The sequence below is a fragment of the Streptomyces asoensis genome (assembly GCF_013085465.1).
GTDB lineage: Bacteria > Actinomycetota > Actinomycetes > Streptomycetales > Streptomycetaceae > Streptomyces > Streptomyces cacaoi_A.
In genome coordinates, this window is record NZ_CP049838.1 from 4,210,021 (window position 1) to 4,235,482 (window position 25,462).

Sequence of the window (25,462 nt, forward strand, 5' to 3'; positions counted from 1 at the left end):
GGTGGGTCAGGCTCCCGAGGCGAGTGCCAGGTAGACGGCGGCGAAATCCGTGGTGGCGATCAGTTCGGCGAGCGTGACGAGTGCGTCGCCTTCTTCGGGCTCGAGTTCGCTGATCGGCGTGTCGTGGCTGAGGACCAGTTCGCGGGCGGTCGGGGCGGCGGTGAGGCCGCCGATCGGACGGTCGCGCAGCAGCACCACGCGCGCGTGCAGCGCGGGCGCTTCCTCGACGCGGTCGCGGAAGAAGTCCTCCGGGTCGGCGCTGGCGGCGAGGGGGCCGGCGAGGAGCGCGTTGTGTTCGGCGAGGGCCTCGGGGAGTTCGGCCACCAGTGCGGGACGGCCCGCGAGTTCGGCGAGGGCGGCGGCGAAGCGGCGGCCCGCCGGGCCGGCCGAGGTGCCTTCGGTCCAGACCACCGGGAGGGCGTCGGCGAGTTCGGCGGCCAGGGTCTTCGCCGGGTTGCTGTAGGTCGCGACGGCGGGGCCGCAGCGTTCGGCGACCTGGTCGAGCCGGTCGGCGACCCGTTCGAGCTCCTCGGGCGGGGCGGAGAGCAGGGCGATGCGGTCGAGGAGGGCGAGGAGCGGGGTGAGGAGGGCCCAGAGGACACCGGGGTCGGAGGCCGCGGCCTGGGGCGGCTCGTCCTGTTCGTACGGTGCGGTCGCGAGCGGTACGAAGAGTCCGTGGACGGCGCCGGCCGCTTCGGTGAGCGGGGAGTCGGCGGGGGCCACGGCGGCGACCGTGCAGCCGCGGCGGTAGGCCTGTTCGGCGAGGACGGAGAGGCCGGGCTCGCTGCCGTCGGGGGTGGCGATGAGGAGGAGGTCCACGGAGCCCGCCCAGCCGGGGAGTTCCCAGCGCAGGGCGCCTGCGGCGGGGGCGACGCCGGTGGGTGTCAGGCGGATGACGGGGCAGGCGGCGCCGGCGAGCGTGCCGAGGAGGTCGGCGACGCAGGTGGCGGCGGCGCCGGGGCCCGCGATGAGGATCGCGCGGGGGCGGCCGTCCGGCTGGAGGTCGTGGACGCCGGCCTCGGCCGCGTGCCGGGCGGCGGTGCGGACGCGGGCGCCGGCTTCGGCCGCGCCGCGCAGGAGGGCCCGGTGATCGGCCGCGGCCAGGGCCTCCGGCGTGTCGAGCAGCGAGTCGTCGAGCATGTCGGCAGTCTCCGATCGCCTGGGGCGTCGTCGGTTTGCGGGGCCGGGGGGTGTGGCGGGGCGTCGCCCGGGAGGCGTGGTGCTCGGCGCAGTGCGCAGCCGGGCGCCGGGAGTGCTCGGGCCGGGAACGGCAGCGGGCCGGGGGCGGCGCGGGGTGCGGTCGCGCGGTTACGCGGGGCGGCGGGCCTCGTCGACGAGGAGGACGGGGATGCCGTCGCGGACGGGGTATGCCAGGCCGCAGTCCTGGCCCGTGCAGATCAGCTCCGTGTCCTGCTCCTCGAGGGGGGAGTGGCAGGCGGGGCAGGCGAGGATCTCCAGGAGGCCGGCTTCGAGCGGCATGGGGTGTCCCTTCGGGGTGTGCGGATGTGCCTGGTCAGGGTACCGCTGGTGGGGTTGGGGCGTGGGGGTTGGGCGGTACGGGGCGGGGATGGGAGGGGGCGCGCGTGGGGTGGGCTGGTGGTCGGCGCGTCGGGGTGGGCGTTGAGGGGTTCGTCCCCGCCGCCCATGCCCGTTCGCACCCCCAGGGGCTTCGCCCCTTCGACTCCCTGGAGGCTTCGCCTCTGTTTCCCGTGCCGTGCGCTGCTCCCCTTGAACCCCTACGGGGCCTTCAGGCTCGGATGTACGGGGCCCTTCAGGCTCGGATGATGGCCAGTGCCTCGTCGCGGATCTTGGCCATCGTCGGTTCGTCGCGGGCTTCCGCGTTGAGGCGGAGGAGGGGCTCCGTGTTGGAGGGGCGGACGTTGAACCACCAGTCGGTGGAGGTGACGGTCAGGCCGTCGAGATCGTCCAGGGTGACGTCCTCGCGGTCGCCGTAGGCCGCCTTGATCGCGGCGAGGCGGTCGGCCTGGTCGGCGACCGTGGAGTTGATCTCGCCGGAGCCGGTGTAGCGGTCGTACTCAGCGACCAGGGAGGAGAGCGGGCCGTCCTGGCCGCCGAGGGCCGCGAGGACGTGGAGGGCAGCCAGCATGCCCGTGTCGGCGTTCCAGAAGTCCTTGAAGTAGTAGTGCGCGGAGTGCTCACCGCCGAAGATCGCGCCGGAGCGGGCCATCTCCGCCTTGATGAAGGAGTGGCCGACGCGGGTGCGGACGGTGGTGCCGCCGTTCTCCTTCACGACCTCCGGGACGGACCAGGAGGTGATCAGGTTGTGAATGATCGTGCCTTTGCCGCCGTTGCGGACGAGTTCGCGGGCGGCCACCAGGGCGGTGATCGCGGACGGGGGGACCGGCTCGCCCCGCTCGTCGACGACGAAGCAGCGGTCGGCATCGCCGTCGAAGGCGAGGCCCAGGTCGGCTGACTCCTCGCGGACGCGCTTCTGGAGGTCCACGAGGTTTGCCGGGTCCAGGGGGTTGGCCTCGTGGTTGGGGAAGGTGCCGTCCAGTTCGAAGTACATGGGGACGAGCGTCAGGGGCAGGTCGTCGAAGACCGTGGGGACGGTGTGGCCGCCCATGCCGTTGCCCGCGTCGACCACGACCTTCAGGGGGCGGATGGAGGTCAGGTCGACGAGTGCGCGGAGGTGCGCCGCGTAGTCCTTCAACGTGTCGGCCGTGGTGATGGTTCCCGGGGTCGGGGCCGGGGTGGGGGCGCCCGAGTCCGTCCAGCGTGCCACCAGTTCGCGGATCTCGGTCAGGCCCGTGTCCTGGCCGACCGGGGCGGCGCCCGCGCGGCACAGCTTGATGCCGTTGTACTGGGCCGGATTGTGCGAGGCCGTGAACATGGCGCCGGGCAGGTCGAGTGCGCCCGAGGCGTAGTACAGCTGGTCCGTCGAGCAGAGGCCGATCTCGGTGACGTGTACGCCGAGGGCCGCCGCCCCGCGCGCGAAGGCGCGGGTGAGGGCGGGCGAGGACGGGCGCATGTCGTGGCCGACGACGATCGCCTCGGCGCCGGTCACCCGGGCGAAGGCCGCGCCGAACAGCTCGGCCAGCGACTCGTCCCACTGGTCCGGGACCAGTCCGCGTACGTCGTACGCCTTCACGATCTGTGACAGATCAGCAGCCACGGGCAACCTTCCTGAGGTCTATGGGTCACCACAAACTACCCGGGCCGGTTCACCGCCCGTGGTGGGGCCGCCGAGTGGACCCACAGACGTAACCGTGCCGCCATTCTCCGCCGTCGTCCGAGGTGGGGCCGCTACGGCAGCATCCAGTCCAGCACGGGTGAGCTCTGGCCGACCACGATCAGGCACATCACCAGGAGCAGTCCGAGGCTCCACGGGAGCGCCTTGCGCAGCAGGTCGCCCTCCCGGCCCGCGAGACCGACGGCGGCGCAGGCGATGGTGAGGTTCTGCGGCGAGATCATCTTGCCGAGGACGCCGCCGGAGCTGTTGGCGGCGGCCAGCAGCTCCGGGGACAGACCCGACTCGCGGGCCGCGGTGACCTGGAGGGCGCCGAAGAGCGCGTTGGCGGAGGTGTCCGAGCCGGAGACGGCGACGCCGAACCAGCCCAGCACCGGAGAGAGGAAGGCGAGGCCCACGCCGGCCGCCGCCACGAAGTGGCCGATCGTGGCGGCCTGTCCGGAGAGGTTCATGACGTAGGCGAGGGCCAGGACGGAGGTCACGGTGAGGATCGCGTACCTCAACTCGTGCACCGTCGCGGCCCATTCCCTGAGCGCCACGCGCGCGTGGACGCCGAGTACGGCCGCGGTGCCGATCCCGGCCAGCAGGACGAGGGTGCCGCCCGTCGAGACGACCGGCCAGGTGAAGATGTTGCCGCCGACCGGATCGCCGTCCGGGTTCACGACGTTCAGGAAGGGCCAGTCGTAGGTCCGTGTGGTCTGCGCGAGCCGGTCCTTGACCGCCGGGATCTGGGCCACGGAGAAGATCACGACGATCAGCGCGTAGGGGGTGTAGGCGCGCACGACCTCGGCGCGCGGGTCCCGTTCGTCCAACTCCTCACTGCGGGTGCCCGTCAGCACGGACGCGCGTACCGCTTCGGGGGCGGGCACGCGCGTGTGCGGTACGGCGGCCAGGGCCGCGGCGCCCGCCAAGGCGGCGCCGATGTCGGCGAGTTGCGCGGAGGCGTAGTTGGCGGCGGCGAACTGGGCGACGGCGAAGGCGGTTCCGCAGGCCAGGGCGGGAACCCAGGTATCGCGCAGGCCTCGCCGGCCGTCCACCAGGCCGACCAGGACGAGCGGTACGACGAGGGCGAGCAGCGGCGTCTGACGGCCCACCACCGAGGCCACGGTGTCCAACGGCAGGCCGGTGACCAGGGCCAGGGTCACCACGGGGGTGCCCATGGCGCCGAAGGCGACGGGTGCGGTGTGTTGGCGACGAGAGAGACCACCGCCGCGCGGACGGGGTCGAAGCCCAGGGCGACGAGCATGACCGAGCAGATCGCCACCGGGGCGCCGAAGCCGGCGAGCGCCTCCAGGAGGGCGCCGAAGCAGAAGGCGACGACGAGGGCCTGGATGCGCGGGTCGTCGGAGAGGCGCCCGAAGGAGCGGCGCAGCACGTCGAAGTGCCGGGTGCGTACGGTCATCCGGTACACCCACAGGGCGTTGACGACGATCCACAGGATGGGGAAGAGGCCGAAGGCGGCTCCCTGGCCGGCGCTGGAGAGCGTCTGCCCCACGGGCATGCCGTACGCGAGGCAGGCGACGAGGGTGGCGGCCGGCAGGCCCGTCAGGCCCGCCAGATGGGCCTTGAGGCGGACGGCAGGCCCGTCAGGCCCGCCAGATGGGCCTTGAGGCGGACGCCGCCGAGCAGGATGAGCACGATCACCAGGGGCAGGGCCGCGACGAGGGCGGACAGGCCGAGCGAGTCGGCGACGGGTTGCAGTTCCTGGACGTACACGGGCGTCCCCCGATCCCGATCACGTTTTCGGTCGCGTTTCCGATCACGTTTCCGGTCCCGCGCTTCCGATCACGTCGGCGGTCGCGTGGGCGGTCGCGTGGGCGGTCGCGTGGGCAGTCGCACTTCCGGCCGTCCTGCCGGTCACGCCTTCGGGCGTGCTTCCGCTGTGCGGAAAGCGATTTCTCGATTTCCCGTTCTTCGGCTGAACGGAATGGTCGTGTCCGCGACAACGGCGCGTCAATGGGTGTGCGTCGGTCCGGGCGGACGGGAGGGGAGAACCGGCTCAGTTGTCCGGTGAGCGAAGCACCCGCAGGTGGCCGCGGCGCGCGACCTCCATCGGGTCGATCGCCCGTCCGCCGCCGGCCCCGGCCGCGCGTCCCTGCGGGCGGGCCGCTTCACGGACGGCGTTGGCAAGCGCTTCCAGGTCGTCACCACTGGGGCGCGCGGGAGCCGAACCGTCGAGGAGCCGGACGACCTCCCAGCCGCGCGGGGCGGTGAGGCGCTCGGAATGCTCGGCGCACAGGTCGTAGCAGTGGGGTTCGGCGTAGGTCGCGAGCGGGCCGAGGACCGCGGTCGAGTCGGCGTAGACGTACGTCAGCGTCGCGACGGCGGGTCGGCCGCAGGCAGTTCGCGAACAGCGACGTACAGGGCTCACGACGTTGGACGGTACCGCACTCTTGAGCGGGCCGCGACGACTCTCCACCAGGTCACTCCACCGTGTCGTGTTGTGAAACGCCCCACGCGCCTCTCCAGTCATACCCCGCTGACCTGCGCGAACACCAGTCCCTGAACACAGGAAGACATCGGCTCGTGGTCACCACTCGACACAAACGGCATCAATTGCGATGAGTTCGCCGGTCTCGGAGAGATACGGATTCGAGCCCAACCTTGGCTGAAATGGTCATCCCGCGACATGCGGGGCCACGGCGGCCGGTGGCGGTCGGTTTGCCGTGTGGGGCCGGGCACCTGGTCACGGCGGGGACTACGCTTCAGTAGTGATGGACAGCCCCGTACCGCCCCCCGCCGCAGGCCCCGGACCCCGTCGTCGCGACCGCCACGGCCGGGGCATGCGGGGGCCGATCGCGCCGCCCCAGGTTCCGTTGGCCGCCAGCCGTGCCGATGTGTTCGCGGATCTTGTGCAGGACTCCGTGGAACGGCTGGAGCGGCGGTGGCCGCAGCTCGCCGACATCGACTTCATGGTGCTGGAGGTGCCGCGTCTGGACGCGGCCCCGGAGCCGTGGAACGACGAGGCGGTACCGCTGGGCGGGACGATTCCCGCGCGTGAGGGAGGGCGGGCGCGGGTCGTCGTCTACCGGCGGCCGGTCGAGATCCGCACCAAGGGACGAGACGAGCGGGCCGCGTTGGTGCACGAGGTGGTCGTCGAGCAGGTCGCGGAGCTGCTGGGGCTGACTCCGGAGACGGTGGATCCGCGCTACGGCGAGGACTGAGCCCCGTCTCCGCCGCGCCCCTCTCCCCCGCGCCCGTCGCCCGTCTCCTCCGTGCCCCTCTTCCGAGGTACCTCGGCAGCCCTTTCGGGTTACTTCTGCAACACCGCGACGTCCTCGTCGGCCTCCGGGACGGCCACCGTGCCCCTGTCGTCCGGCAGGGTCTGGATCGTGAAGCCCGGGACGCCCTCCTGCGTGGCCGTCAGGGTGCGGGAGGCGTAGACCGGGGTGTCCGTGAGGGGTTCCACGGTCAGCGCGTAGGTGCCCTTCAGGCCGGTGGGGACGGGGAGTTCGACGTCCTGGGTGGTGCCGGCCTTGACCGTGTACGTCTTGGACACGGCGGTACCGCCGCCGCTGCCGGCGGACGCGGTGACCTTGACCTTGGCGGTGCCCTTGGGAGCGGTCAGGGAGAGGGTGGAGCCCTTGGCGCTGTTGTCGGCGGCGGACGCGCGCGTGCCGACCGGGGCGGTGGCGGTGATGAACGCCGACTCCTGCTGGGCGCCCTTGCCGCGCAGAACCCGTACGGCCGCGACGACGGGCACCGACTGGCCCGTCGGGGTCAGGACCAGCGAGCCCGCCTCCCCGCGCGTGACGTCACCCAGGTCGACCGAGGTCGTCATGCCCGCCTTGACGTGCAGCGTCTCGTGTCCGGCGGGGGTGATCAGGCCCGAGGGGGAGGCGAGTTGGACTTTCAGGTCGGCGTCGGCGTCACCCGGCGCGTAGGCGATGAGGCGAACGGCCGTGGCGTCCTTGGGGATGCCCGGGATGACCTGGGTGCCCGCCGGGTCGGTGGAGGCGGCGAGCCAGTCCCCGCCGAGCTTCTCGTCCAGTGCCTGTACGGCGGCCCCCACGCGGCCGCTGCGGACGTTGACGTGGACGGTGAGGTCCTCCTGCTTCTCGCCGGTGAGCGTGGACAGCAGGATCGGCTCGCTGGAGTGCGCCGGGATCGTGATGCCCTCCCCCACCGTGGTCGAGAGGGCGCCGTCCTTGCCGTAGAGCTCGATGTCGGCGACGGCGGCGGAGTCGTCCGGGTTGGTGAGGTGGACGTAGTCCGTGCGGTCGGCGGCCGTACTGACGCCCGGGAACCAGAACTCCGTGTCCGGTGCGGTGCAGGTGACACCCTGGAGGCCGCGGCCGCTGCCGGCGGTGACCTCGGTGGTCTCCTGGACGGTCCAGCCGGGCGCGAACTTCCCCTCGGCGGTGCCCAGCAGCGCCGGTGTCTCGCCGCCGGAGGTGTCGCCGACGGCCGGGGTGCCGGGCGCCTTGGGCGTGACGACGGGCTTCGTCGCCTTCTTCTTGCTGCTCGTCTTGTCGGTCGTCTTGTCGGTCGTCTTGTCGGTCGTCTTGTCGGTCGTCTTGTCGGTCGTCGCGGCCGCCGACTCCGCGGTGGCTGCCGCGAGTTCGGCCGTGCCGTCGCCGTCCGTGCCCTTGGTGACGGGCGTGAAGGACGTGTACGACGTGTCGGCGAGGTCGGAGGTACTGGGTGAGGGGCAGAGCAGGCTCGTGCGCTCCACGGGCAGTTCGGCGGCCGCCTGTGCGGTGTCGGCGGTGGCCGCGTCGGGCTGGTTGAGCGTGGCGAACCCGGTGACCGCGGCGAGCGCGGCCGTGCCGGCGATCAGGGACAGGGTGGTGCGGTTCACTGCTGGCTCCCGTCGGGGCGCTCGCTGCCGGTGCCGTGGGGGTGCCGGTCCGGGTCGTAGGCGGGGTCGTGGCCGCCCTGGTCGTAGGCCGACGGGTCGTAGCCCTGCTGTTGCTGGTAGGTCTGGTCGTACGGCGCCTGCTGGGCCTGGCCGTCGTAGGCGTACGGGTCGTACTGGCCGGTCTGGTAGGGGTCGTAGGCCTGCTGGTCGTAGCCGCCCGACGGGTACTGCTGGGCGCCCTGGTACTGCTCGCCCGTGTAACCGCCGTACTCGGCGCCCGCGTAGCTCTGGTCCCTGCCCCAGTCCCCGCCCTGACCGTCCGGGGGGACTCCCATGTCGTACGACTGCTGCTGGGGAACCGCGACCGGGGTCCCCTCCTGCGGAGGAGACGGGAACTCCTCGTGCTGGCCGGGCTCTTCGGCCTCGGCCTGGGCGCGCAGGCGGCGGGCGCGGCGGCCCTCGCCGTCGGCCGCCTGGGCCGGGATCGGCTCCTCCTCGGGAAGGTCGTCGTCGACGTCGCGGCGGCGGCCGGGAAGGGCGAGGACGACGAGGACGAGAGCGAGGAAGCCCTGCGCCCACAGCCAGGCGGTGTGGGTGAAGGGATCGTCGTAGGTGACGTCCAGCTTCCCGCCGGAGGCGGGGAGTTCGAAGCCCTGGGCCCAGCCGTCGACGGTGGTGGGGGTGAGGGGCTTGCCGTCGAGGGTGGCCGTCCAGCCTTCGGCGGCGGTGTCGGCCAGGCGCAGGACGCGGCTGCCGGAGCCGTCGGGGACGGTGGTGTGGATGTCGACGGGGCCCGCGGCGACCGGAGTCGCCGTGCCCTTGCCGGAGTCGGCGACGACGGCCGCGCGGGAGACCTCCTGGTCGACCCGCCACAGAGCGCTGCCGTCCTGCTGGCTGAGCCGCTTCAGGCCGGGTGTGGCGTCCAGGACGCGGGTGACCTCGCGGGGCGCGCCCTTGTGGACGAGGACGTAGCCCACGGCGAACTTGCCGAGCTGGTCGGCCTGGTCGGCGCCGGAGCCGGCGACGAGATTGGCGACGACCTTGTCGAGCTGCTTGTTCTCACCGTCGGCCGCGGCGAGTTCGGCGTCGCCGAGGCGGGCGCCGGAGCCGCGGACCAGCATGTAGGCGACGTGGGCGGCGGAGTCGCTGTCGAGGACGAGGGTGCGGGCCTGGTCGCGGTTGCCGGCCTCCTCGGCGACGAACGCGGGCACCTGTACGGGGTCGCGGCGCTCCAGGGGGCCGTCGGCGCCGCCGATCATCCAGCCGGCGGCGACGAGCAGCGGGCCGGCGGCCGAGGCGAAGGCGATGAGGGCCGCCACCGGCTGGCGCCAGCCGAAGCTCTGCTCGGCGACACGCGTGCGTGCCCCGTCGGCGCCGATGACGGCGGCGGCGAGGAGGGCGATGCCGTAGACGAGGGTGGCGGGTCCGGCCCAGGTGGAGCTGTTGGACAGGATCGCGAAGACGAGGCCCAGGAGGGCGACCGCCCAGGCCGCCCAGACGCCGAAGTGGCGCTCGGAGCGCAGCAGCGCGGCCAGCGCGGCCAGCACGATGCCGATGAGCATCAGGCCGTCGACGGTGCCGGGGCCGCCGGGGCTGGCGCCGAGCAGGTCGAGCGCGGTGGCGGTCGACGCACCGTAGTCGAGGCCGGCCTGGGTGAAGAAGCCGAACGGCAGCAGGGACAGCGACCAGGGCGCGAGGATCAGCAGGGGCGTGCCCAGCTGAGCCAGGAAGCGCAGGCCGTAGGCGGTGATCTCGCGGCGGCGCACGGCCAGGACCGCGACGCCGAGGACGAGCGCGAGGGGCCAGACGATCGGCGTGAACGCGGTGGCGATCGTCAGCAGCAGCGCGTACGCCCAGGTGGCGCGCCAGCTGCCGCGGGCGCCGGACGCGTGCGTCAGGCCGCTCGCGGCGACGCCCGCGCGGGCGATGAGCGGCAGCAGGACGGCCAGGACGGCCGTGCCGACCCGGCCGCCGGCGAGCGCACCGGTGGCGGCGGGCAGGAAGGCGTAGACGACGGCCGCCCAGGCGCGCAGGAGGCGCGACTCGACGAGCGGGCGGGAGGCGAAGTAGGCGGTGACGCCGGCCAGCGGCACCGAGCAGACGAGCAGCACGGTGAGGGCGAGTCCGGTCGAGCCGAACAGCAGGGTGGCCAGCGTCGCGATGATCGCGAGATAGGGCGGGGCGGACGGGGTGCCGCCCGCGCCGATCGGGTGCCAGGCGTCAAGGTAGCGCGACCACAGCTCGGAGGCGTCGGCCGGGGCGGGCAGCAGGGCGCCGCCCGCGAGCGCGCCGCCGCCGAGGAGGTTGCGGCAGGCGACCAGCGAGACGAGCAGCAGGACCAGGAAGAGCACCGGGCCGGGCTTGCGCGCGATGCGCTTGAGGCGGGCGAACTGCTCGATCTCCAGGAAGTCGGCGTCGTCGCCGCCGGGTCCGGACTCGACGGCGCCGCCGTGCCGGCCCGCGCCGGAGGTGGCCTCGGGGTCGGAGGAGCCGAAGAAGTCGCCGGCGACCTGTTCGACGGTGGCCCGCACGGTCGCGCCGGGTGGCGGGAACAGGGGGCGCAGTTCGTCCTTGTCGACCGCCGGCTTCCCGCGCCTGCGCCGCCCGGCGATGATCCGCTCGGGCCGCAGCAGGGTGCCCAGCAGACCGCGGATCTCGTCGACGGCCTGTCCGGGGACCTTGCCGACGAGGTAGGCGACGGTCCGCAGCAGGGTGCCGAGGACCAGGCGCACCAGGATCCAGGGCAGCAGGGCGGTGCGGCTGTTGACGAGGAGGGTGTAGACGGCGCCGGCCTTGTCGACCTTGTGCGGGGAGGCGCTGGTGCGGCCCGCGCAGTCGACGGTGCGGCGCTCGCGGGAGGCGGCCTCGGCGTGCCGTACGACGGCCTCGGGGGCGATGAGGACGCGGTGGCCTGCGGCCTGCGCGCGCCAGCACAGGTCGACGTCGTCGCGCATCAGGGGCAGACGGCGGTCGAAGCCGCCGAGCTGTTCGAAGACGTCGCGGCGGATCAGCATGCCGGCGGTGGACACGGACAGTACGGACCGGACGTGGTCGTGCTGGCCCTGGTCCTGTTCGCGGCGGTCCAGGCCGGTCCAGCGGCGGCCGGAGTGGGCGATGGTGACGCCGACCTCGAGGAGCTGGCGGCGGTCGTACCAGCCGCGGAGCTTGGGGCCGACGACGGCCACGTCGTCCCGGCCCAGTTCGAGTTCGTTGTCGACCACGCGCAGCAGTTCGGCCAGTGCGTCCGGTTCCGGGGCGCAGTCGTCGTGCAGCAGCCACAGCCACTGGACGGGCTCTCCGTGCGGGAGCTCCGGCAGGTCGTAGGTGTCGTCGCGCCACGTGCGCGTGACGGGGTCCCAGCCGCTGGGGCGCTTCAGGTACGGCAGTTCCTCGGGGGTGAGGACCGGGGCCGTCCGGTTGGCCTCCTCCACGGCCTGGCCGAACCCGGTGCGCCGGGCGAGGTGCAGGACGCGGTCGTCGCCGAGGGCCTCGGTGACCAGGCGCGCGGAGTCGTCCGAGCTGCCGGTGTCGGCGGCCATGACGGACTGGACGGGGCGCTCCTGGCCGAGCAACCCGGCGAGCGCGTCGGGCAGCCAGCGGGCGCCGTCGTGGGCGACGATCACCGCGGTCACTACATGACGCGGGAACTCAGGTGTGGCAGCGCGGTCTTGATGGGCTGCCGTGTGGCTGTGCACGGACATCGAGGTACGGGCCCCGGTTCGGTGGACTGCGGTGGACGCCTGCGCCGTGTGGTGCGGCTGGGTGTCTCGGACGAGCGCCCACACTATCGGCTGGGCAGGACGACGGCCCGCCGCCTGTGGACAACCCACGTGCGACGGGCCGTTCGGACCCTTGTCCCTGCGTACCGCGATGCCGCGACGCCCTTGTGCTGTCGAACCGGGCGGTTCTCAGACCGCCGCCTTCTTCAGCCGACGGCGCTCCCGCTCGGAGAGGCCGCCCCAGATGCCGAAGCGCTCGTCGTTGGCGAGGGCGTACTCAAGGCATTCGGAGCGGACCTCGCAGGCGAGGCAGACCTTCTTCGCCTCGCGGGTGGAGCCGCCCTTCTCGGGGAAGAAGGACTCGGGATCGGTCTGGGCGCACAGCGCGCGCTCCTGCCAGCCGAGTTCCTCGTCCGCGTCGTCGACGTCGACCAGCAGTTGCTGCACCAGCTCGGTCATGTGCGCCCCTCGCTCTGTCTTTCGCGTCCCCGTGACCTGGCCGTTACCGATTTCGGCTGAACGACACGAGTGAAATTACAAGTGTGCTGCTCCGGGCGAGTCAAGCCGAGATCTGCTATTGGGCCCCTTATTCACTCTGCGGAACCAAGGCCATGCGGTAAGTGTTCAAATCGCCATAAACCTTGACAAGCAGATGAAGCCCCGGAGGGCCACCGGCCCCGCACAGCGCTTGTACGGGGAAGGACGCCCAAAGGGGTGATCCCGTTGCGGCACGCGCGCGGAAGCGAACCTGATCACAGTCGGATCACGGGATCGCCACGAGGCTTGCGCGCCCGGCATGTGCGCCATGTGTCCCGAAGGGCGCCTGCACAAACCTTTCACCTCCGAGATGAACCGGATGAGGTGAACCCTGTCCCACATACCGGGCGTCGAGTTGACAGTGAAGGTGTGAACCGCTGTGCTTGTGGGCATGCTCGCGAACTTGGCACTCACCTCGACCGGCTCCGCCGGGTCCCACGGTGCTGCCCGCGCTCGCTGTAGCTGTTGTCGTCGTTCCAGCTGTTGAGCCCAACGCGCTCCGGCTGCTCCTCCTGAGTCCACCGTGACTCGGCTGCTGTTTCCCATCGGCCCACACCAGGGCGCTCCTGCTCCACCCGTGATCCGGGCGGACGGTACGTGACACCCAGCAGACCCCCCACTCTTCCGCCTCTTCCGCCGAGGAACCACCGCATCCCATGAACAGCGACAGCGACCTCCAGATCGCGGGCGACATCCTCGAAGTCCCGCACCTCCTCCAGGCACCGCGCGAGCACCCGGCCACCGTCGCCGAGTTCGTCGGCCTGGCCCGCTCGATCGCCGCGGACCGTGCCCAGTGGGAACACCTGGTCCGGTACGACGCGACGACCCGCTGGTACCACCGGCTGCGCACCGGTCCCGGCTACGAGGTGTGGCTGCTGTCCTGGGTGCCCGGCCAGGGCAGCGGGCTGCACGACCACGGCGGCTCCTCCGGTGTGCTCACCGTCCTGGACGGCGAACTGACCGAGCGCACGGAGCGCGGCAAGCGGGTGCTCGGGGCGGGTGTGCAGAGGGTGTTCGCGCCGGGGTACGCGCACGAGGTCGTCAACGACGCGCTGGAGCCCGCGGTGAGCCTGCACGTGTACTTCCCGGGGCTGACGGACATGCCCATGCATCCCCGGTCCCGGCTGCACCCGGCCGGGAGGGCCCCCATCGCCTGCGCGGCGCTCGACACGTACGAACAGGTGGACGCCGTCAGCTCGTGATCCGCTCGTGAGCGGACGCCGTCCGCCGTCGGCTCGTGCGGGTGGACGGGATATCCACAGGCGGGTGGTTGTCCACAACCGGCCGACGGGCTGTCGTGGCCGCCTGCGAGAATTGCCCTCATGCGCATTGTGGTTCTGGCAGGCGGCATCGGCGGTGCCCGGTTCCTGCGCGGTCTGAAGCAGGCCGTGCCGGACGCGGACATCACGGTCATCGGCAACACCGGCGACGACATCCACCTCTTCGGGCTGAAGGTCTGCCCCGACCTCGACACGGTGATGTACACGCTCGGCGGCGGCATCAACGAGGAGCAGGGCTGGGGGCGGGCCGACGAGACCTTCCATCTGAAGGAGGAGCTCGCGGCGTACGGCGCCGGGCCCGGGTGGTTCGGGCTGGGCGACCGGGACTTCGCCACGCACATCGTGCGGACGCAGATGATCGGCGCCGGGTACCCGCTCAGCGCGGTGACCGAGGCGCTGTGCGACCGGTGGCAGCCGGGCGTCCGGCTCATCCCGATGACCGACGACCGGGTGGAGACCCATGTCGCGGTCGTGGCGGACGGCGAGCGCAAGGCCGTGCACTTCCAGGAGTACTGGGTGCGGCTGCGGGCGTCGGTGCCGGCGGAGGCGGTCGTGCCGGTCGGCGCCGAGCAGGCGAAGCCAGCGCCAGGGGTGCTGGAGGCCATCGCGGCGGCGGACGTGATCCTCTTCCCGCCGTCGAACCCGATCGTCTCGGTCGGCACGATCCTCGCCGTGCCGGGCATCCGCGAGGCGATCGCCGAGGCCGGGGTACCGGTGGTGGGCCTGTCCCCCATCGTCGGGGACGCGCCCGTGCGCGGCATGGCCGACAAGGTGCTCGCGGCGGTCGGCGTGGAGTCGACGGCCGCGGCGGTGGCCGAGCACTACGGCTCGGGTCTCCTCGACGGCTGGCTCGTCGACACCGTGGACGCGGGCACCGTGGAGCGGGTCGAGGCGGCCGGCATCCGCTGCCGGGCCGTCCCGCTGATGATGAGCGACCTCGACGCGACCGCGCGGATGGCCCAGGAGGCGCTGGCACTGGCCGAGGAGGTGCGCGGGGCATGAGCGGGTCCTTCGAAACCGGTTACCGGGTCTGGGCCGTGAACGGGCTGCCCGAGGTGCGGCCCGGGGACGACCTCGCGAAGCTGATCGCGGCCGCCGAGCCCGGCCTGGCCGACGGTGACGTCCTGCTGGTCACCTCGAAGATCGTGTCCAAGGCGGAGGGGCGGATCGTCCGGGCGGACGACCGGGAGGCCGCGATCGACGCCGAGACCGTACGGGTCGTGGCCCGGCGCGGGGCGCTGCGGATCGTGGAGAACCGGCAGGGGCTGATCATGGCCGCCGCCGGTGTCGATGCCTCCAACACCCCTGCGGGGACCGTGCTGTTGCTGCCCGAGGACCCGGACGCGTCGGCGCGGGCGATCCGGGCGGGGCTGCGGGACGCGCTCGGAGTGGACGTCGGGGTCGTCGTCACCGACACCTTCGGACGGCCCTGGCGCGCCGGGCTCACCGATGTGGCGATCGGCGCCGCCGGGGTGCGGGTGCTGGACGACCTGCGCGGGGGCACGGACGCGTACGGCAATCCGCTGAGCGCGACGGTCGTCGCCACGGCGGACGAACTGGCCGGCGCCGGGGACCTCGTGAAGGGGAAGGCCGCCGGGCTGCCCGTGGCCGTGGTGCGGGGGCTGGGGCACGTCGTCGTGGCCGAGAACGCCGAGCTCGCCGACGCCGGGGCCGACGGGGGCGGGCTCGCCGGGGCGCGGGTCATGGTGCGCGGTGCGCGCGACGACATGTTCCGGCTCGGGACGTCCGAGGCGGTGCGGCTGGCGGTCACCCAGCGGCGGACGGTGCGGGCCTTCACCGACGAGCCGGTCGATCCCGGCGCGGTGCGGCGGGCGGTGGCGGCGGCCGTCACGGCGCCGGCACCGCATCACACGACGCCGTGGCGGTTCGTGCTGCTGGAGTCGGCGGAGTCGAGGGTTCGGCTGCTGGACGCCATGCGGGACGCGTGGGTCGCGGATCTGCGGCGGGACGGGAAGTCCGAGGAGTCCATCGCCAAGCGGGTGCGGCGGGGTGACGTCCTGCGCAACGCGCCCTATCTGGTGGTGCCGTGTCTGGTGATGGACGGGTCGCACACCTACGGCGACGCGCGGCGGGACGCGGCCGAGCGGGAGATGTTCGTGGTCGCGACCGGGGCCGGCGTACAGAATTTCCTGGTCGCGCTGGCCGGGGAGCGGCTGGGGTCCGCGTGGGTGTCGTCGACGATGTTCTGCCGGGACGTGGTGCGGGAGGTGCTGGAGCTGCCGGAGAGCTGGGACCCGATGGGGGCGGTGGCGGTCGGACACGCGGCGGAGGAGCCCCGGGCCCGCGGTGAGCGCGAGGTGGGCGACTTTGTCGAGGTGCGGTGAGGTGCGCGGCTCGGTGGGGTGGGGCGGGCGGTGATGTGCGCTGCGCATGGTGTGCGCCGCGCGGTGACCGGCGCCGCGCGGTGACCGGCGCCGCGCGGTGACCGGCGACGCGCGATGATCCGCGACGCGCGATGATCCGCGCCGCGCGGTGATCTGCGCGGTGCGGTGATCTGCGCGGTGCGGTGATCTGCGCGGTGCGGTGATCTGCGTGGTGCGGTGATCTGCGCAGGGCAGGTGATGTGCCCCGGCGGTGTAGTGCGCCTGACGGTGACGTCCGCCTGACGCCAGACGGTGACGTCCGCCAGACGGTGACGGCCGGCTGACGGTGAACTACGCCGGCAGGACCTCCGCCGGGCGGTGAAGTACTCCGGGCGGTGACATCCGCCCGGCGGTGAAGTACTCCGGGCGGTGACTGCGCCGGAACGTGGCCTCCGCCAGGCGGTGATGTGCGCCGGGCGGTGATGTGCGCCGGGCGGTGATCTGCGCCGGGCAGTGACCTGCGTGGCGTCGATATGCGCGTCGTGCGGGGGCCCTCGTGGTGCCGTTTGGGCGTCGTGCGGTGGCCTGTGGGTGTGTGCGCCTACTCTCGTAGCACCTCTCTTCCTCTACCCGGGACTCTTCGTGTCAGGACGGTTCTCTCCCCGGCCCACGCGTACGACCGTGCGCGGCGGCCATGTCGGCGTGCCCGTCGGGGTGCCGCGGCAGGCCTCGGCGGCCGGGCGGGTGCGGAACTGGGTGCCGGAGGGGCCGCTCGATCTCGGGCTGGTCCTCGGGCCCCTACGGCGTGGCCCGGGCGATCCGACGTTCCGCGCGCTGCCGGACGGGTCGGTGTGGCGGGCCAGTCTCACCCCCGCCGGGCCGGGCACGCTGCGCGTCGCCCCGGCCGACGGTGCGGTGCGCGGGGAGGCGTGGGGGCCGGGCGCGGAGTGGCTGTTGGACCGGTTGCCGGAGCTGCTCGGGGCCTCGGACGCGCCGGAGGCGTTCGTGCCCCGGCATCGCGTGGTGGCGACGGCCCGGCATCGGCGGCCGGGGCTCAGGCTGACGCGGACCGGGCTGGTGCTGGAGTCGTTGATCCCCTCCGTGCTGGAGCAGAAGGTCACCACCGACGAGGCGTATCGGGCGTGGCGCCTGCTGGTGCGCAAGTTCGGGGAGCCGGCGCCGGGGCCCGCGGCGGGCGGACGGCTCTGGGTGATGCCGGCGCCCCGGACGTGGGCGTTGATCCCGTCCTGGGAGTGGCATCGGGCGGGCGTCGACAACAAGCGGGCGTCGACGATTCTGCGGGCCGTTCGGGTCGCCGGGCGGATGGAGGAGGCGGTGCGGATGACTCCGGCCGAGGCTCAGGCTCGGCTGGAGGTCGTCCCCGGGATCGGGCCGTGGACGTCCGCGGAGACCGTGCAGCGCAGTCATGGGGCGGCGGATGCGGTGACCGTGGGGGATCTGCATCTGCCGGGGATCGTGGGGTGGGCGTTGGCGGGGGACCGGGAAGCCGATGATTCCGTGATGCTCGAGTTGTTGGAGCCGTATGCGGGGCAGCGGCATCGGGCGGCTCGGTTGATCTTGTTGAGTGGGCGGGTGCCGCCTCGGCGGGCGCCGAAGATGCCCCGGGGGGACATCGGGAAGTTGTGAGGGGTCACCGCTCTCCGCGAGGGCCGGGGCGAGGGGGTTTCGCCCCCGCCGCCCCTACCCGTTCCCATCCTCGCCAGGTGGCTCTGCCCCCTGGCCCCCGGATCGGCCCGGACGGCCTCGTCCTCAAACGCCGGACGGGCTGAAAGACTCCGATCCCGTCGGTCGCAGGGGCCCTACTGATCCGACGAGAAGCGGACCGCTCCCGCCGGGATTCTCGCGTCGCACCACACCCGCGCGCCGTCGCGGAGTTCGTTGTCGGGGCCGACGATCGCGCCGTCGCCGATGACCGTGCCCGTGAGCACGGAGCGTTCGCCCACGCGGGCCCGGGTGCCGATGAGGGAGTCGGTGATGACGGCGCCCGGTTCGATGACGGCGCCGGGGAGGATCGTCGAGCCGAAGACCCTCGCGCCCTCCGCCACGAACGCGCCCTCGCCCACCACCGTGCCGCCCGTCAGCTTCGCGTCGGGGGCGACCCTGGCCGTCGGGAGGACCAGGCGGTCGCCGCAGCGGCCGGGGACCGCGGGGGACGGGGCCCGGCCGAGGACCAGGTCCGCCGAGCCCCGGACGAAGGCCGCCGGGGTGCCCAGGTCCAGCCAGTACGTCGAGTCGACCATGCCCTGGAGATGGGCTCCGGCCGAGAGGAGGTCGGGGAACGTCTCGCGCTCCACCGACACCGGGCGGCCCTGCGGGATCGTGTCGATGACCGAGCGGCGGAAGACGTACGCCCCCGCGTTGATCTGGTCGGTGACGATCTCCTCGGGGGTCTGCGGCTTCTCCAGGAACGCCAGGACCTTGCCCGTCTCGTCGGTGGGGACCAGGCCGTAGGCCCTCGGGTCCGTCACCTTCGTCAGATGCAGGGAGACGTCCGCCGCCGTCGCCTCGTGGGTGGCCACCAGCCTTCTGATGTCCAGGCCGGTGAGGATGTCGCCGTTGAAGATCAGGACCGGGTCGTCGGGACCCGAGTGCAGTCGGGACGCGACGTTGCGGATCGCGCCGCCCGTGCCCAGGGGTTCGTCCTCCGTCACGTACTCGATGTGCAGGCCCAGTGCCGAGCCGTCGCCGAAGTACGGTTCGAAGACCTCCGCCAGATAGCTCGTCGCCAGGACGATGTGGTCGACGCCCGCCGCTCTCGCCCGCGCCAGTTGATGCGTGAGGAACGGCACCCCCGCCGCCCTGACCATGGGTTTGGGCGTGTGCACCGTGAGTGGGCGCAGCCGGGTGCCCTTGCCGCCGACCAGGAGGATCGCTTCTGTCACCGTCGTCTCTGCTTCCTGCCGGGACCGGTCGAACCGTCATTCGACCGGCCAGTGTATGCAGACCGTTGTGTGGCGACTTCCAGGCCGTTGGTGTTCCGTCCCAGTCCCTGGAGACTGTCCCCCCGACGGCTGCTGAATGTGCCCCCATCTGGATGTGCGCTCCGGCCGTCCGGGGGCGTGCGGCCTCCGGGGCCTCCCCAGGCCCCGGGGCTCCCGAACCGAATCGCCCGTCTCAGCGCCCCTGGTAGCGCGCCGAGGTGGAGCGGGCCGAGCCGAGCTTGCCGTAGAGCTGCCTGCCTGGGCATTCCGTGGCGAACCCGTCCCGGTGACCCGAGATCACATTCAGTCGTACGTTCTTTCCCTTTCCGTAGAGATTGCCACCTCCGGACTTCAAATATGTCTTTCCTTTCGGATTCGCCCCGTAGAGGCCGAGTTTCCAGGCCGTCAGACGCGCGACGGCGTTGACCGTGGCGGTGGTCGGCTTGGCGGAGGTGAACGTGCCGAGGACGGCGATCCCCATGCTGTTGGTGTTGAAACCGAGGGTGTGGGCGCCGAGGACGGGCTTCGCCACTCCCCCGGCGCGGCCCTCGTAGATCTTCCCGCACTTGTCGACGAGGAAGTTGTAGCCGATGTCGCGCCAGCCCATGCTCTTCACGTGGTAGCGGTAGATACCGCGGATGACGGACGGGGCCTGTGAGCACTTGTAGCTGTTGCCCGAAGCCGTGTGGTGCACGAACGCGGCCTTGACCTTCGTCGTGTAGACGAACCTCTTCTCGCGCAGCTTCTCGTCGGCGCCCCAGCCGCGACGCGTGACGATGCTCGGACGCGGGCCGATGTACGGCTTCGCCTGCTGGGCCGACGTCAACTCGTCCCCGCGCAGGGCGAGGAGTTCGCGTTCGGTGCCCAGGCGGTCCAGGGCGGGGATCTCCGTGGCGCCGAGCGGGGCGAGGGGGACGTTGGCGGCGGAGGCCGCGGTCGCCTCGGCGGTCATGGCGGTCATGGCCGCGGGCTCGGCCCCATCGGCCTCATCGCTTGTCTCTACGCCCTTGGCCTCCTCGCTTGTCTCTACCCCCTTGGCCTCCTCGCTTGTCTCTACCCCCTGGGCCTCCTCGCTCGTCTCTACGCCCTGGGCCTCCTCGCTCGTCTCTGCCCTCTCGCCCGCCTCGGCCTCCTCGGCGGCACCGGCCTCCTCGGCTGTCGTTGCGGTCTCGGCCGTCTTCTCGGTTGCCGCGTCGGGCGGGTCCACTGCTTCCGGGGCGGCCGCCGGGCCGGACCCTGTGGTCAGTGTCCGGCTGCGCGGGGGGCCCGCGGGGACGTGCTCGGGGGGTGCCGAGCCCGGGTCGACCAGTTCCAGGCGCAGGCCGGAGGGGAGCAGGGTGGCGGTCGAGAGGGTGCCGGTGTCCCGGGCCGTCTCCTCCGTACGGCGTTCGGTGTCCGGATGGACTCGGATCTCGACGCCGTCGGAGTCACCGACCCACAGCGGGGCCGTGGCGCCGCGGACCCGGCCCGAGGCGCTCTCGGGGGTGCCGGGGTCGGCGCCATGGTCGGCGTTGTGGGTCTCGACGTCCTGCCAGCCGGACCAGGTGCCGGTGCCGGACGTACGGGTACGGACCTGGACGCGGCCGTGGAGTTCGGCGGCCGGGTCGTCCCAGACGACACCCAGGAGGGAGAACTGGCGTACGTCCCGGCGGGGCAGGCCCTGGTCGGTGCCGGCGCCGCCGAGGGCCCGGTCGCGGGCGAGAGCGGTGAGGGGCAGTGACTGGGTACTGCCCGGGAGGTCGGGAAGATCGGGAACATCGGGTAGGTCCGGCAGGTCGGGAAGAGCTGGGTGAGCTGGTGGGTGGGCTGGGTGGTCGGGGAGGGACGAGGTGACGGGGGTGTCGGGGCTCGTGGCCCTTTCCGTCCCGGTGGGCGCCGCCTCCGTGGCCGACGCCGGTCGCGCCGTCGCCGCGTTGGCGGGCGGCGTCAGCGGGAGGGCGAGTGCCGCCGCACAGGTGACACCGATCGAGGTAGCAAGCAATCCGCGCATGCCAACGATCCTGGACATATCCATACATTTCTGTCCATCGGGGAATTGACGGGCCGTCGGGCGCGTTCGGCCGAACCGGTGGCTCCGTGAGGGCCCGGCAACCGGTACGGCACCGAGGGCGGCGCGTACGCTTGCGCGGGTGACTGCCACCGATCGCACCCCGGCCGACCTGCTGCGTTCCGCGCTGGCCGCGGACCCCGCGCGCCCCTTGGTGACCTTCTACGACGACGCCACGGGCGAGCGGGTCGAATTGTCCGTGGCCACCTTCGCCAACTGGGTGGCCAAAACCGCCAACCTCCTCCAGGACGGACTGTCCGCCGAGCCCGGTGACCGGGTCGCGCTGCTGCTGCCCGCGCACTGGCAGACGGCGGTGTGGCTGCTGGCGTGTTCGTCGGTGGGCGTCGTCGCCGACGTGGCCGGGGATCCGGCGCGGGCGGACTTCGTCGTCGCCGGTCCCGGATCGTTCGAGGCGGGGCTGGCGTGCCGGGGCGAGCGGTACGCGCTGTCGCTGGCGCCGCTCGGGCGGCGGTTCGTGCCGGGCCCGCCGGAGGGGTACGACGACTATGCCGTGAACGTCCCGACCTTCGGGGATCGTTTCGTGCCGTACGTTCCCGTCGACCCCGAGGAGCCCGCGCTGATCGTGGCCGGGGCCGAGTACACCGGGGCCGAGGTCGTGGAGCGGGCGCGGGCGGAGGCGTCGGGGCTGGGGCTGACGGGGCCCGGCTCCCGGCTGCTGTCGGGGCTGGCGTACGACACGTGGGAGGGGCTCAGCGCCGGGCTGTACGCGCCGCTGGCGAGCGGGGGGTCCGTGGTGCTGTGCCGGAACCTGGCGGAGGCCGGCGAGGAGGCTGTGGCCAAGCGGGTCGAGAGTGAGCGGGTGACGGCGACTGCGCGGTAGCCCTCCGGGCGGGCGGGAGGGTCGGTGCCCGGCGTTCGTGTCGGCGTCGCTGGGGGCTGCCGCCCCCAGACCCCCGCTTCGGCCCTGAAGGGGCCTCGTCCTCAAACGCCGGACGGGCTGGATTTACGCACCCTTGCCCACAAGCCACCGCACGGGCCGCTCTACGTACCCCCGCCCACAGGGCGCCGGACGGGCTGGATTTACGCACCCCCGCCCCCAAGCCACCCCACCGGCCGGATTCCCGCACCCCCGCCCACAGGGCGCCGGACGGGCTGGATTTACGCACCCCCGCCCCCAAGCCACCCCACCGGCCGGATTCCCGCACCCCCAGCCGCCTCACCCGTTCGGCCCACCCCCGTCCCCCCTCGCGGCCTGCTTCGCGGCATCGTCGTAAGGGCAGCTCTACACGCTCGTACGGCCGAAGTGGGCCCGGAGGCGGGAGGGGTGGATCGGACGTGAGGGAAGCGGCGGGTTCCGGTGGGCCTCTCGGGCCGGGAGTGGGGGCGTCCGCCGACGGGCGGGGGCTCGTACGGCGGCGTCGGCGGCGGTGGGTGCGGTACGGGGTGGGGGCGGTGGGGGTGGTCGTCCTGGGGGTCGGGATCGCGGGGTGGGTCGCCTACGCGAAGCTGGACGGGAACATCACGCCCGACGACGCGGCCGCGGCCGAGCTCGCGCGGTATGCGAGGGAGCGGCCGACCTCGTTGGTGAAGGACGCGCAGAACATCCTGCTCATAGGGTCCGATTCACGGTCGGGGGACGGGAACCGGAAGTACGGGCGGGACTCCGGGACCGAGCGGTCGGACACGACGATCCTGCTGCATCTGGCGGCCGGTCGGCGCAGCGCCACCGCCGTCTCCGTCCCGCGCGATCTGATGGTGGACGTACCGGGCTGTCTGCGGCCGGACGGGAAGCGGACCGAACCGATCTTCGCGATGTTCAACTACGCGTTCCAGAGCGGGGGTTCGGCCTGCACGATCCGGACGGTGGAGAAGCTGACGGGCGTGCGGATCGATCATCACGTGGTCGTCGACTTCAGCGGGTTCAAGGACATGGTCGACGCCGTGGACGGCGTCGAGGTGTGTCTGAAGGAGCCGATCGACGACAAGGCCGCCAAGCTGCGGCTGCCCGCCGGGAAGGTCACCCTCGACGGGGAGCAGGCGCTCGGGTACGTGCGGGCCCGCAAGTCCCTCGGGAACGGCAGTGACACCGACCGGATGGACCGGCAGCAGCGGTTTCTCGGGGCGCTCGTCAACAAGGTGCAGAGCAATGACGTCCTGCTGAACCCGGTGAAGCTGTATCCGCTGCTGGACTCGGCCACGTCCTCGCTCACCACCGACCCGGATCTGGCGAGTCTGCGCGGACTGTACGAACTCGTGCGTGGCCTGCGGGACATTCCCACCGAACATGTGCAATTCCTGACCGTTCCACGGGAGTCGTACGTCTACAACGCCAATCGCGACCAACTAGTGGAGCCGGAGGCGGAGAAACTCTTCGAACGACTGCGGACGGACGCGCCGGTGGTGGTTTCTCAGGAAATTCCCACGAACTCCGCCCCCGCGGAGTCGGGCGACTACGGTCCGTTCGGATTCCGGGCGCCGGGACCTGCGGCTTCCGGGGCGGTTTCGCCCACTCCGCCCGCTCCCACGTTTCGCGGGAACACCGCCGCCGAGGACGGCTGCGGGTAAAGCGCTTGCCAAGCCGACCCCTTCCGACGAACACAAGTTCAAAGAAATAGGACGGATTGCCCACTTGTAGGGGCGTGGAATTTGTCACGGCCGTCGCTCGCCGCCGAACCGGGCGGATAGTGTGAGCGATCCGGTGCCCCCGGCCACGAGGTCCTTCCTGGGGTCGCGCACCGAGTGACCGAGACCCGAGCGCCTTGAGGGGGAAAGGCGCCGCGTGGCCCCGACGGAGGATTCAGACAACCGTGGACGCGCAAGGCCGTGGGCGGGCGGACAACATCGACCCCGCAGACCAGTGGGTGCTCAATCCGAACACCGGCGAATACGAACTGCGACTGACTCCTTCCGCACCGCAATCGTCGGTGCCCGGGCCTCGTAGATCCGACTCCGGCAAGACCGGCGGCGGAGGCGCGGCGCGCGGCCGTACGGCGGCGCCGGGCGGGGGTTCGGCGTCGTCGTCGCCCGAGGAGACGCCGGACCCGGAGGTGCCTTCGCCGCGCCGCCGCCGGGGCGCACCGCCGGAGGAACCGGCGGCGAACCGGCGTGGCCGCCGGCCGGTGAAGAAGAAGTCGAAGGCGAAGAAGATCCTGCTGTGGACCGGCGGGATCATGGCTTTCGTCCTGGTGGGTACGGCCGGTGCGGCCTATCTCTATCTCGAGCACCTCAACGACAACATCACGTCCGTCTCCGACGACGGCGCGAGCACCGGTGGCTTCAGCAAGGACAAGGCCATCAACCTGCTGGTGATCGGCACCGACAAGCGCACCGGTTCGGGCAACGAGGGCTACGGCGACTCCGGCAGCGTGGGTCACGCGGACACCACGATCCTGCTGCACGTCTCCAAGGACCGGACGAACGCGACCGCGCTCAGCATCCCGCGCGACCTGATCGTGGACGTCCCGGACTGCGAGACCAAGCAGGAGGACGGCTCCACCAAGGTCATCAAGGGCTCGGACGGCGTCCGCTTCAACACCAGCCTCGGGCAGGACGATCGCACGCCGAGCTGCACCGTGCGCACGGTCACCGAACTGACCGGGATCCAGGCGGACAATTTCATGGTGGCCGACTTCAACGCGGTCAAGACGCTGACCACGGCGGTCGGCGGCGTCGAGGTGTGCCTGGCGAAGGACATCGACGACGAGGACTCGCATCTGAAGCTGTCGAAGGGCACCCACACCATCGAGGGCGAGCAGGCACTGGCCTTCGTGCGCACCCGGCACTCCGTCGGCTTCGGCGGCGACCTGAGCCGGATCGAGCTCCAGCAGCAGTTCCTCAGCGCGCTGATGCGCAAGCTGAAGTCGAACGACACGCTCACCAGCCCGACCAAGATGATCAAGCTGGCGGAGGCGGGCACGAAGGCGCTGACCGTCGACTCCCAGCTGGACACCATCGACAAGCTGAAGGACCTGGGTCTGGAGCTGGGCAAGCTCAACGTGAAGAACCTGACCTTCACCACCGTGCCGGTGGTCGACAACCCGGCCGAGAAGGTCGCGGCCACGGTCGTCGTGAACGCCTCGACGGCGCCCACCGTCTTCCAGATGATCAAGGACGACGTCTCCTTCACCGAGGTGAAGGAGCAGGCGGCGGCGTCGAAGAACGCGGCTGCCGCGGCCGCGGCGGCCCGCCTCAAGGGCACCCAGTCCGCCGCCTCCGCGGTGCGGGTGCAGGTCATGAACGGCGGCGCTCCGGCCGGCAGCGCACAGGAAACTCTTAACTGGCTACAGAATGATGAGGGCGTGACGAAGTCCGAGAACGCGGGCAACGCGCCCGCGGAACTGAGCAAGACGACGCTCGAGTACGCGCCCGACCAGGCCGACCAGGCACGCAAGCTCGCCGCCATCATGGGGCTGCCCGGTACCGCTCTGAAGCCGGGCAAGAGCGTCGAGAACTCCCAGGGTCTGCCGACGATGACGCTGACGCTGGGCAAGGACTTCAAGGGCGCGGGCGTCTCGCTCACAGCTCCGACCACCGTGCCGGACACGGTCCAGAAGTCCACGGCGGACAAGGTCGAGTGCGCCAAGTAGGTAACCCTTCGGGCCCGTCGTGCGTCTGACTTGACGCGGGACGGGCCCGTGTCA

General features: G+C 72.2%; 17 protein-coding genes and 1 pseudogene. 8 read left to right on the forward strand and 10 right to left on the reverse strand.

Annotation, left to right across the window (positions count from 1 at the left end):
• Positions 1–6: 6 nt before the first annotated feature.
• From G9272_RS18700 to G9272_RS18720, 5 genes and pseudogenes are all read right to left on the reverse strand, one after another.
• Positions 7–1,140 carry an SIS domain-containing protein gene (locus tag G9272_RS18700; protein ID WP_171397643.1) on the reverse strand — a complete coding sequence of 378 codons (1,134 nt, stop codon included), beginning with the start codon at positions 1,138–1,140 and terminating at the stop codon, positions 7–9.
• Between the two features lie 168 nt (positions 1,141–1,308).
• Positions 1,309–1,479: a Trm112 family protein gene (locus tag G9272_RS18705; protein ID WP_079073636.1), complete on the reverse strand. Its 171-nt coding sequence runs from the start codon at positions 1,477–1,479 to the stop codon at positions 1,309–1,311.
• A 292-nt stretch (positions 1,480–1,771) separates the two neighbouring features.
• Positions 1,772–3,136 carry a phosphomannomutase/phosphoglucomutase gene (locus G9272_RS18710; protein WP_171397644.1) on the reverse strand — a complete coding sequence of 455 codons (1,365 nt, stop codon included), beginning with the start codon at positions 3,134–3,136 and terminating at the stop codon, positions 1,772–1,774.
• Between the two features lie 131 nt (positions 3,137–3,267).
• Positions 3,268–4,927 (reverse strand): annotated as a pseudogene (locus G9272_RS18715) (L-lactate permease).
• A gap of 283 nt (positions 4,928–5,210) precedes the next feature.
• Entirely contained in the window at positions 5,211–5,630 is a 420-nt protein-coding gene (locus G9272_RS18720; RefSeq protein ID WP_020128555.1) for a DUF3499 domain-containing protein, read from the reverse strand.
• A gap of 364 nt (positions 5,631–5,994) precedes the next feature.
• Between G9272_RS18720 and G9272_RS18725 the strand changes: the two genes are divergently transcribed.
• Positions 5,995–6,375: a metallopeptidase family protein gene (locus G9272_RS18725; RefSeq protein ID WP_171397645.1), complete on the forward strand. Its 381-nt coding sequence runs from the start codon at positions 5,995–5,997 to the stop codon at positions 6,373–6,375.
• Positions 6,376–6,464: 89 nt separating this feature from the next.
• On the opposite strand, the gene G9272_RS18730 is transcribed toward G9272_RS18725, so the two are convergent.
• The 3 genes from G9272_RS18730 to G9272_RS18740 all read right to left on the reverse strand — a co-directional run bounded on the left by G9272_RS18730 (position 6,465) and on the right by G9272_RS18740 (position 12,190).
• Positions 6,465–8,012 (reverse strand): DUF5719 family protein, encoded by a 1,548-nt coding sequence (locus G9272_RS18730; protein WP_171397646.1) that lies wholly within the window; start codon positions 8,010–8,012, stop codon positions 6,465–6,467.
• Complete coding sequence (locus G9272_RS18735) at positions 8,009–11,713, reverse strand: glycosyltransferase family 2 protein (RefSeq protein ID WP_171397647.1); 3,705 nt, start codon at positions 11,711–11,713, stop codon at positions 8,009–8,011. Before G9272_RS18735 ends, G9272_RS18730 begins: the two co-directional genes overlap by 4 nt.
• Positions 11,714–11,920: 207 nt before the next feature.
• Positions 11,921–12,190: a WhiB family transcriptional regulator gene (locus tag G9272_RS18740; RefSeq protein WP_020128551.1), complete on the reverse strand. Its 270-nt coding sequence runs from the start codon at positions 12,188–12,190 to the stop codon at positions 11,921–11,923.
• A 734-nt stretch (positions 12,191–12,924) separates the two neighbouring features.
• Between G9272_RS18740 and G9272_RS18745 the strand changes: the two genes are divergently transcribed.
• The 4 genes from G9272_RS18745 (at position 12,925) to G9272_RS18760 (ending at position 17,519) form a co-directional block, all read left to right on the forward strand.
• A complete protein-coding gene (locus tag G9272_RS18745) occupies positions 12,925–13,470 on the forward strand; it encodes a cysteine dioxygenase (protein ID WP_020128550.1) in 546 nt (181 codons plus the stop codon).
• Between the two features lie 120 nt (positions 13,471–13,590).
• A complete protein-coding gene (gene cofD / locus G9272_RS18750; protein ID WP_171397648.1) occupies positions 13,591–14,550 on the forward strand; it encodes a 2-phospho-L-lactate transferase in 960 nt (319 codons plus the stop codon).
• Positions 14,547–15,893: a coenzyme F420-0:L-glutamate ligase gene (locus tag G9272_RS18755; RefSeq protein ID WP_171397649.1), complete on the forward strand. Its 1,347-nt coding sequence runs from the start codon at positions 14,547–14,549 to the stop codon at positions 15,891–15,893. The genes cofD and G9272_RS18755 overlap by 4 nt, the downstream gene beginning before the upstream one ends.
• A 621-nt stretch (positions 15,894–16,514) precedes the next feature.
• A complete protein-coding gene (locus G9272_RS18760) occupies positions 16,515–17,519 on the forward strand; it encodes a DNA-3-methyladenine glycosylase family protein (protein ID WP_171397650.1) in 1,005 nt (334 codons plus the stop codon).
• Between the two features lie 173 nt (positions 17,520–17,692).
• Here G9272_RS18760 and G9272_RS18765 read toward each other — a convergent pair whose 3' ends face one another.
• Positions 17,693–18,775 carry a sugar phosphate nucleotidyltransferase gene (locus G9272_RS18765; protein ID WP_171397651.1) on the reverse strand — a complete coding sequence of 361 codons (1,083 nt, stop codon included), beginning with the start codon at positions 18,773–18,775 and terminating at the stop codon, positions 17,693–17,695.
• A 232-nt stretch (positions 18,776–19,007) separates the two neighbouring features.
• A complete protein-coding gene (locus G9272_RS18770) occupies positions 19,008–20,804 on the reverse strand; it encodes a peptidoglycan recognition protein family protein (RefSeq protein WP_253267853.1) in 1,797 nt (598 codons plus the stop codon).
• 139 nt (positions 20,805–20,943) lie between these two features.
• On the opposite strand from G9272_RS18770, the gene G9272_RS18775 reads away from it, so the two are divergent.
• The 3 genes from G9272_RS18775 to G9272_RS18785 all read left to right on the forward strand — a co-directional run bounded on the left by G9272_RS18775 (position 20,944) and on the right by G9272_RS18785 (position 25,408).
• Entirely contained in the window at positions 20,944–21,702 is a 759-nt protein-coding gene (locus G9272_RS18775; RefSeq protein ID WP_171397652.1) for a TIGR03089 family protein, read from the forward strand.
• Between the two features lie 455 nt (positions 21,703–22,157).
• Positions 22,158–23,387 carry an LCP family protein gene (locus G9272_RS18780; RefSeq protein WP_437184282.1) on the forward strand — a complete coding sequence of 410 codons (1,230 nt, stop codon included), beginning with the start codon at positions 22,158–22,160 and terminating at the stop codon, positions 23,385–23,387.
• A 242-nt stretch (positions 23,388–23,629) separates the two neighbouring features.
• A complete protein-coding gene (locus G9272_RS18785; protein WP_171397653.1) occupies positions 23,630–25,408 on the forward strand; it encodes an LCP family protein in 1,779 nt (592 codons plus the stop codon).
• Positions 25,409–25,462: the final 54 nt, after the last annotated feature.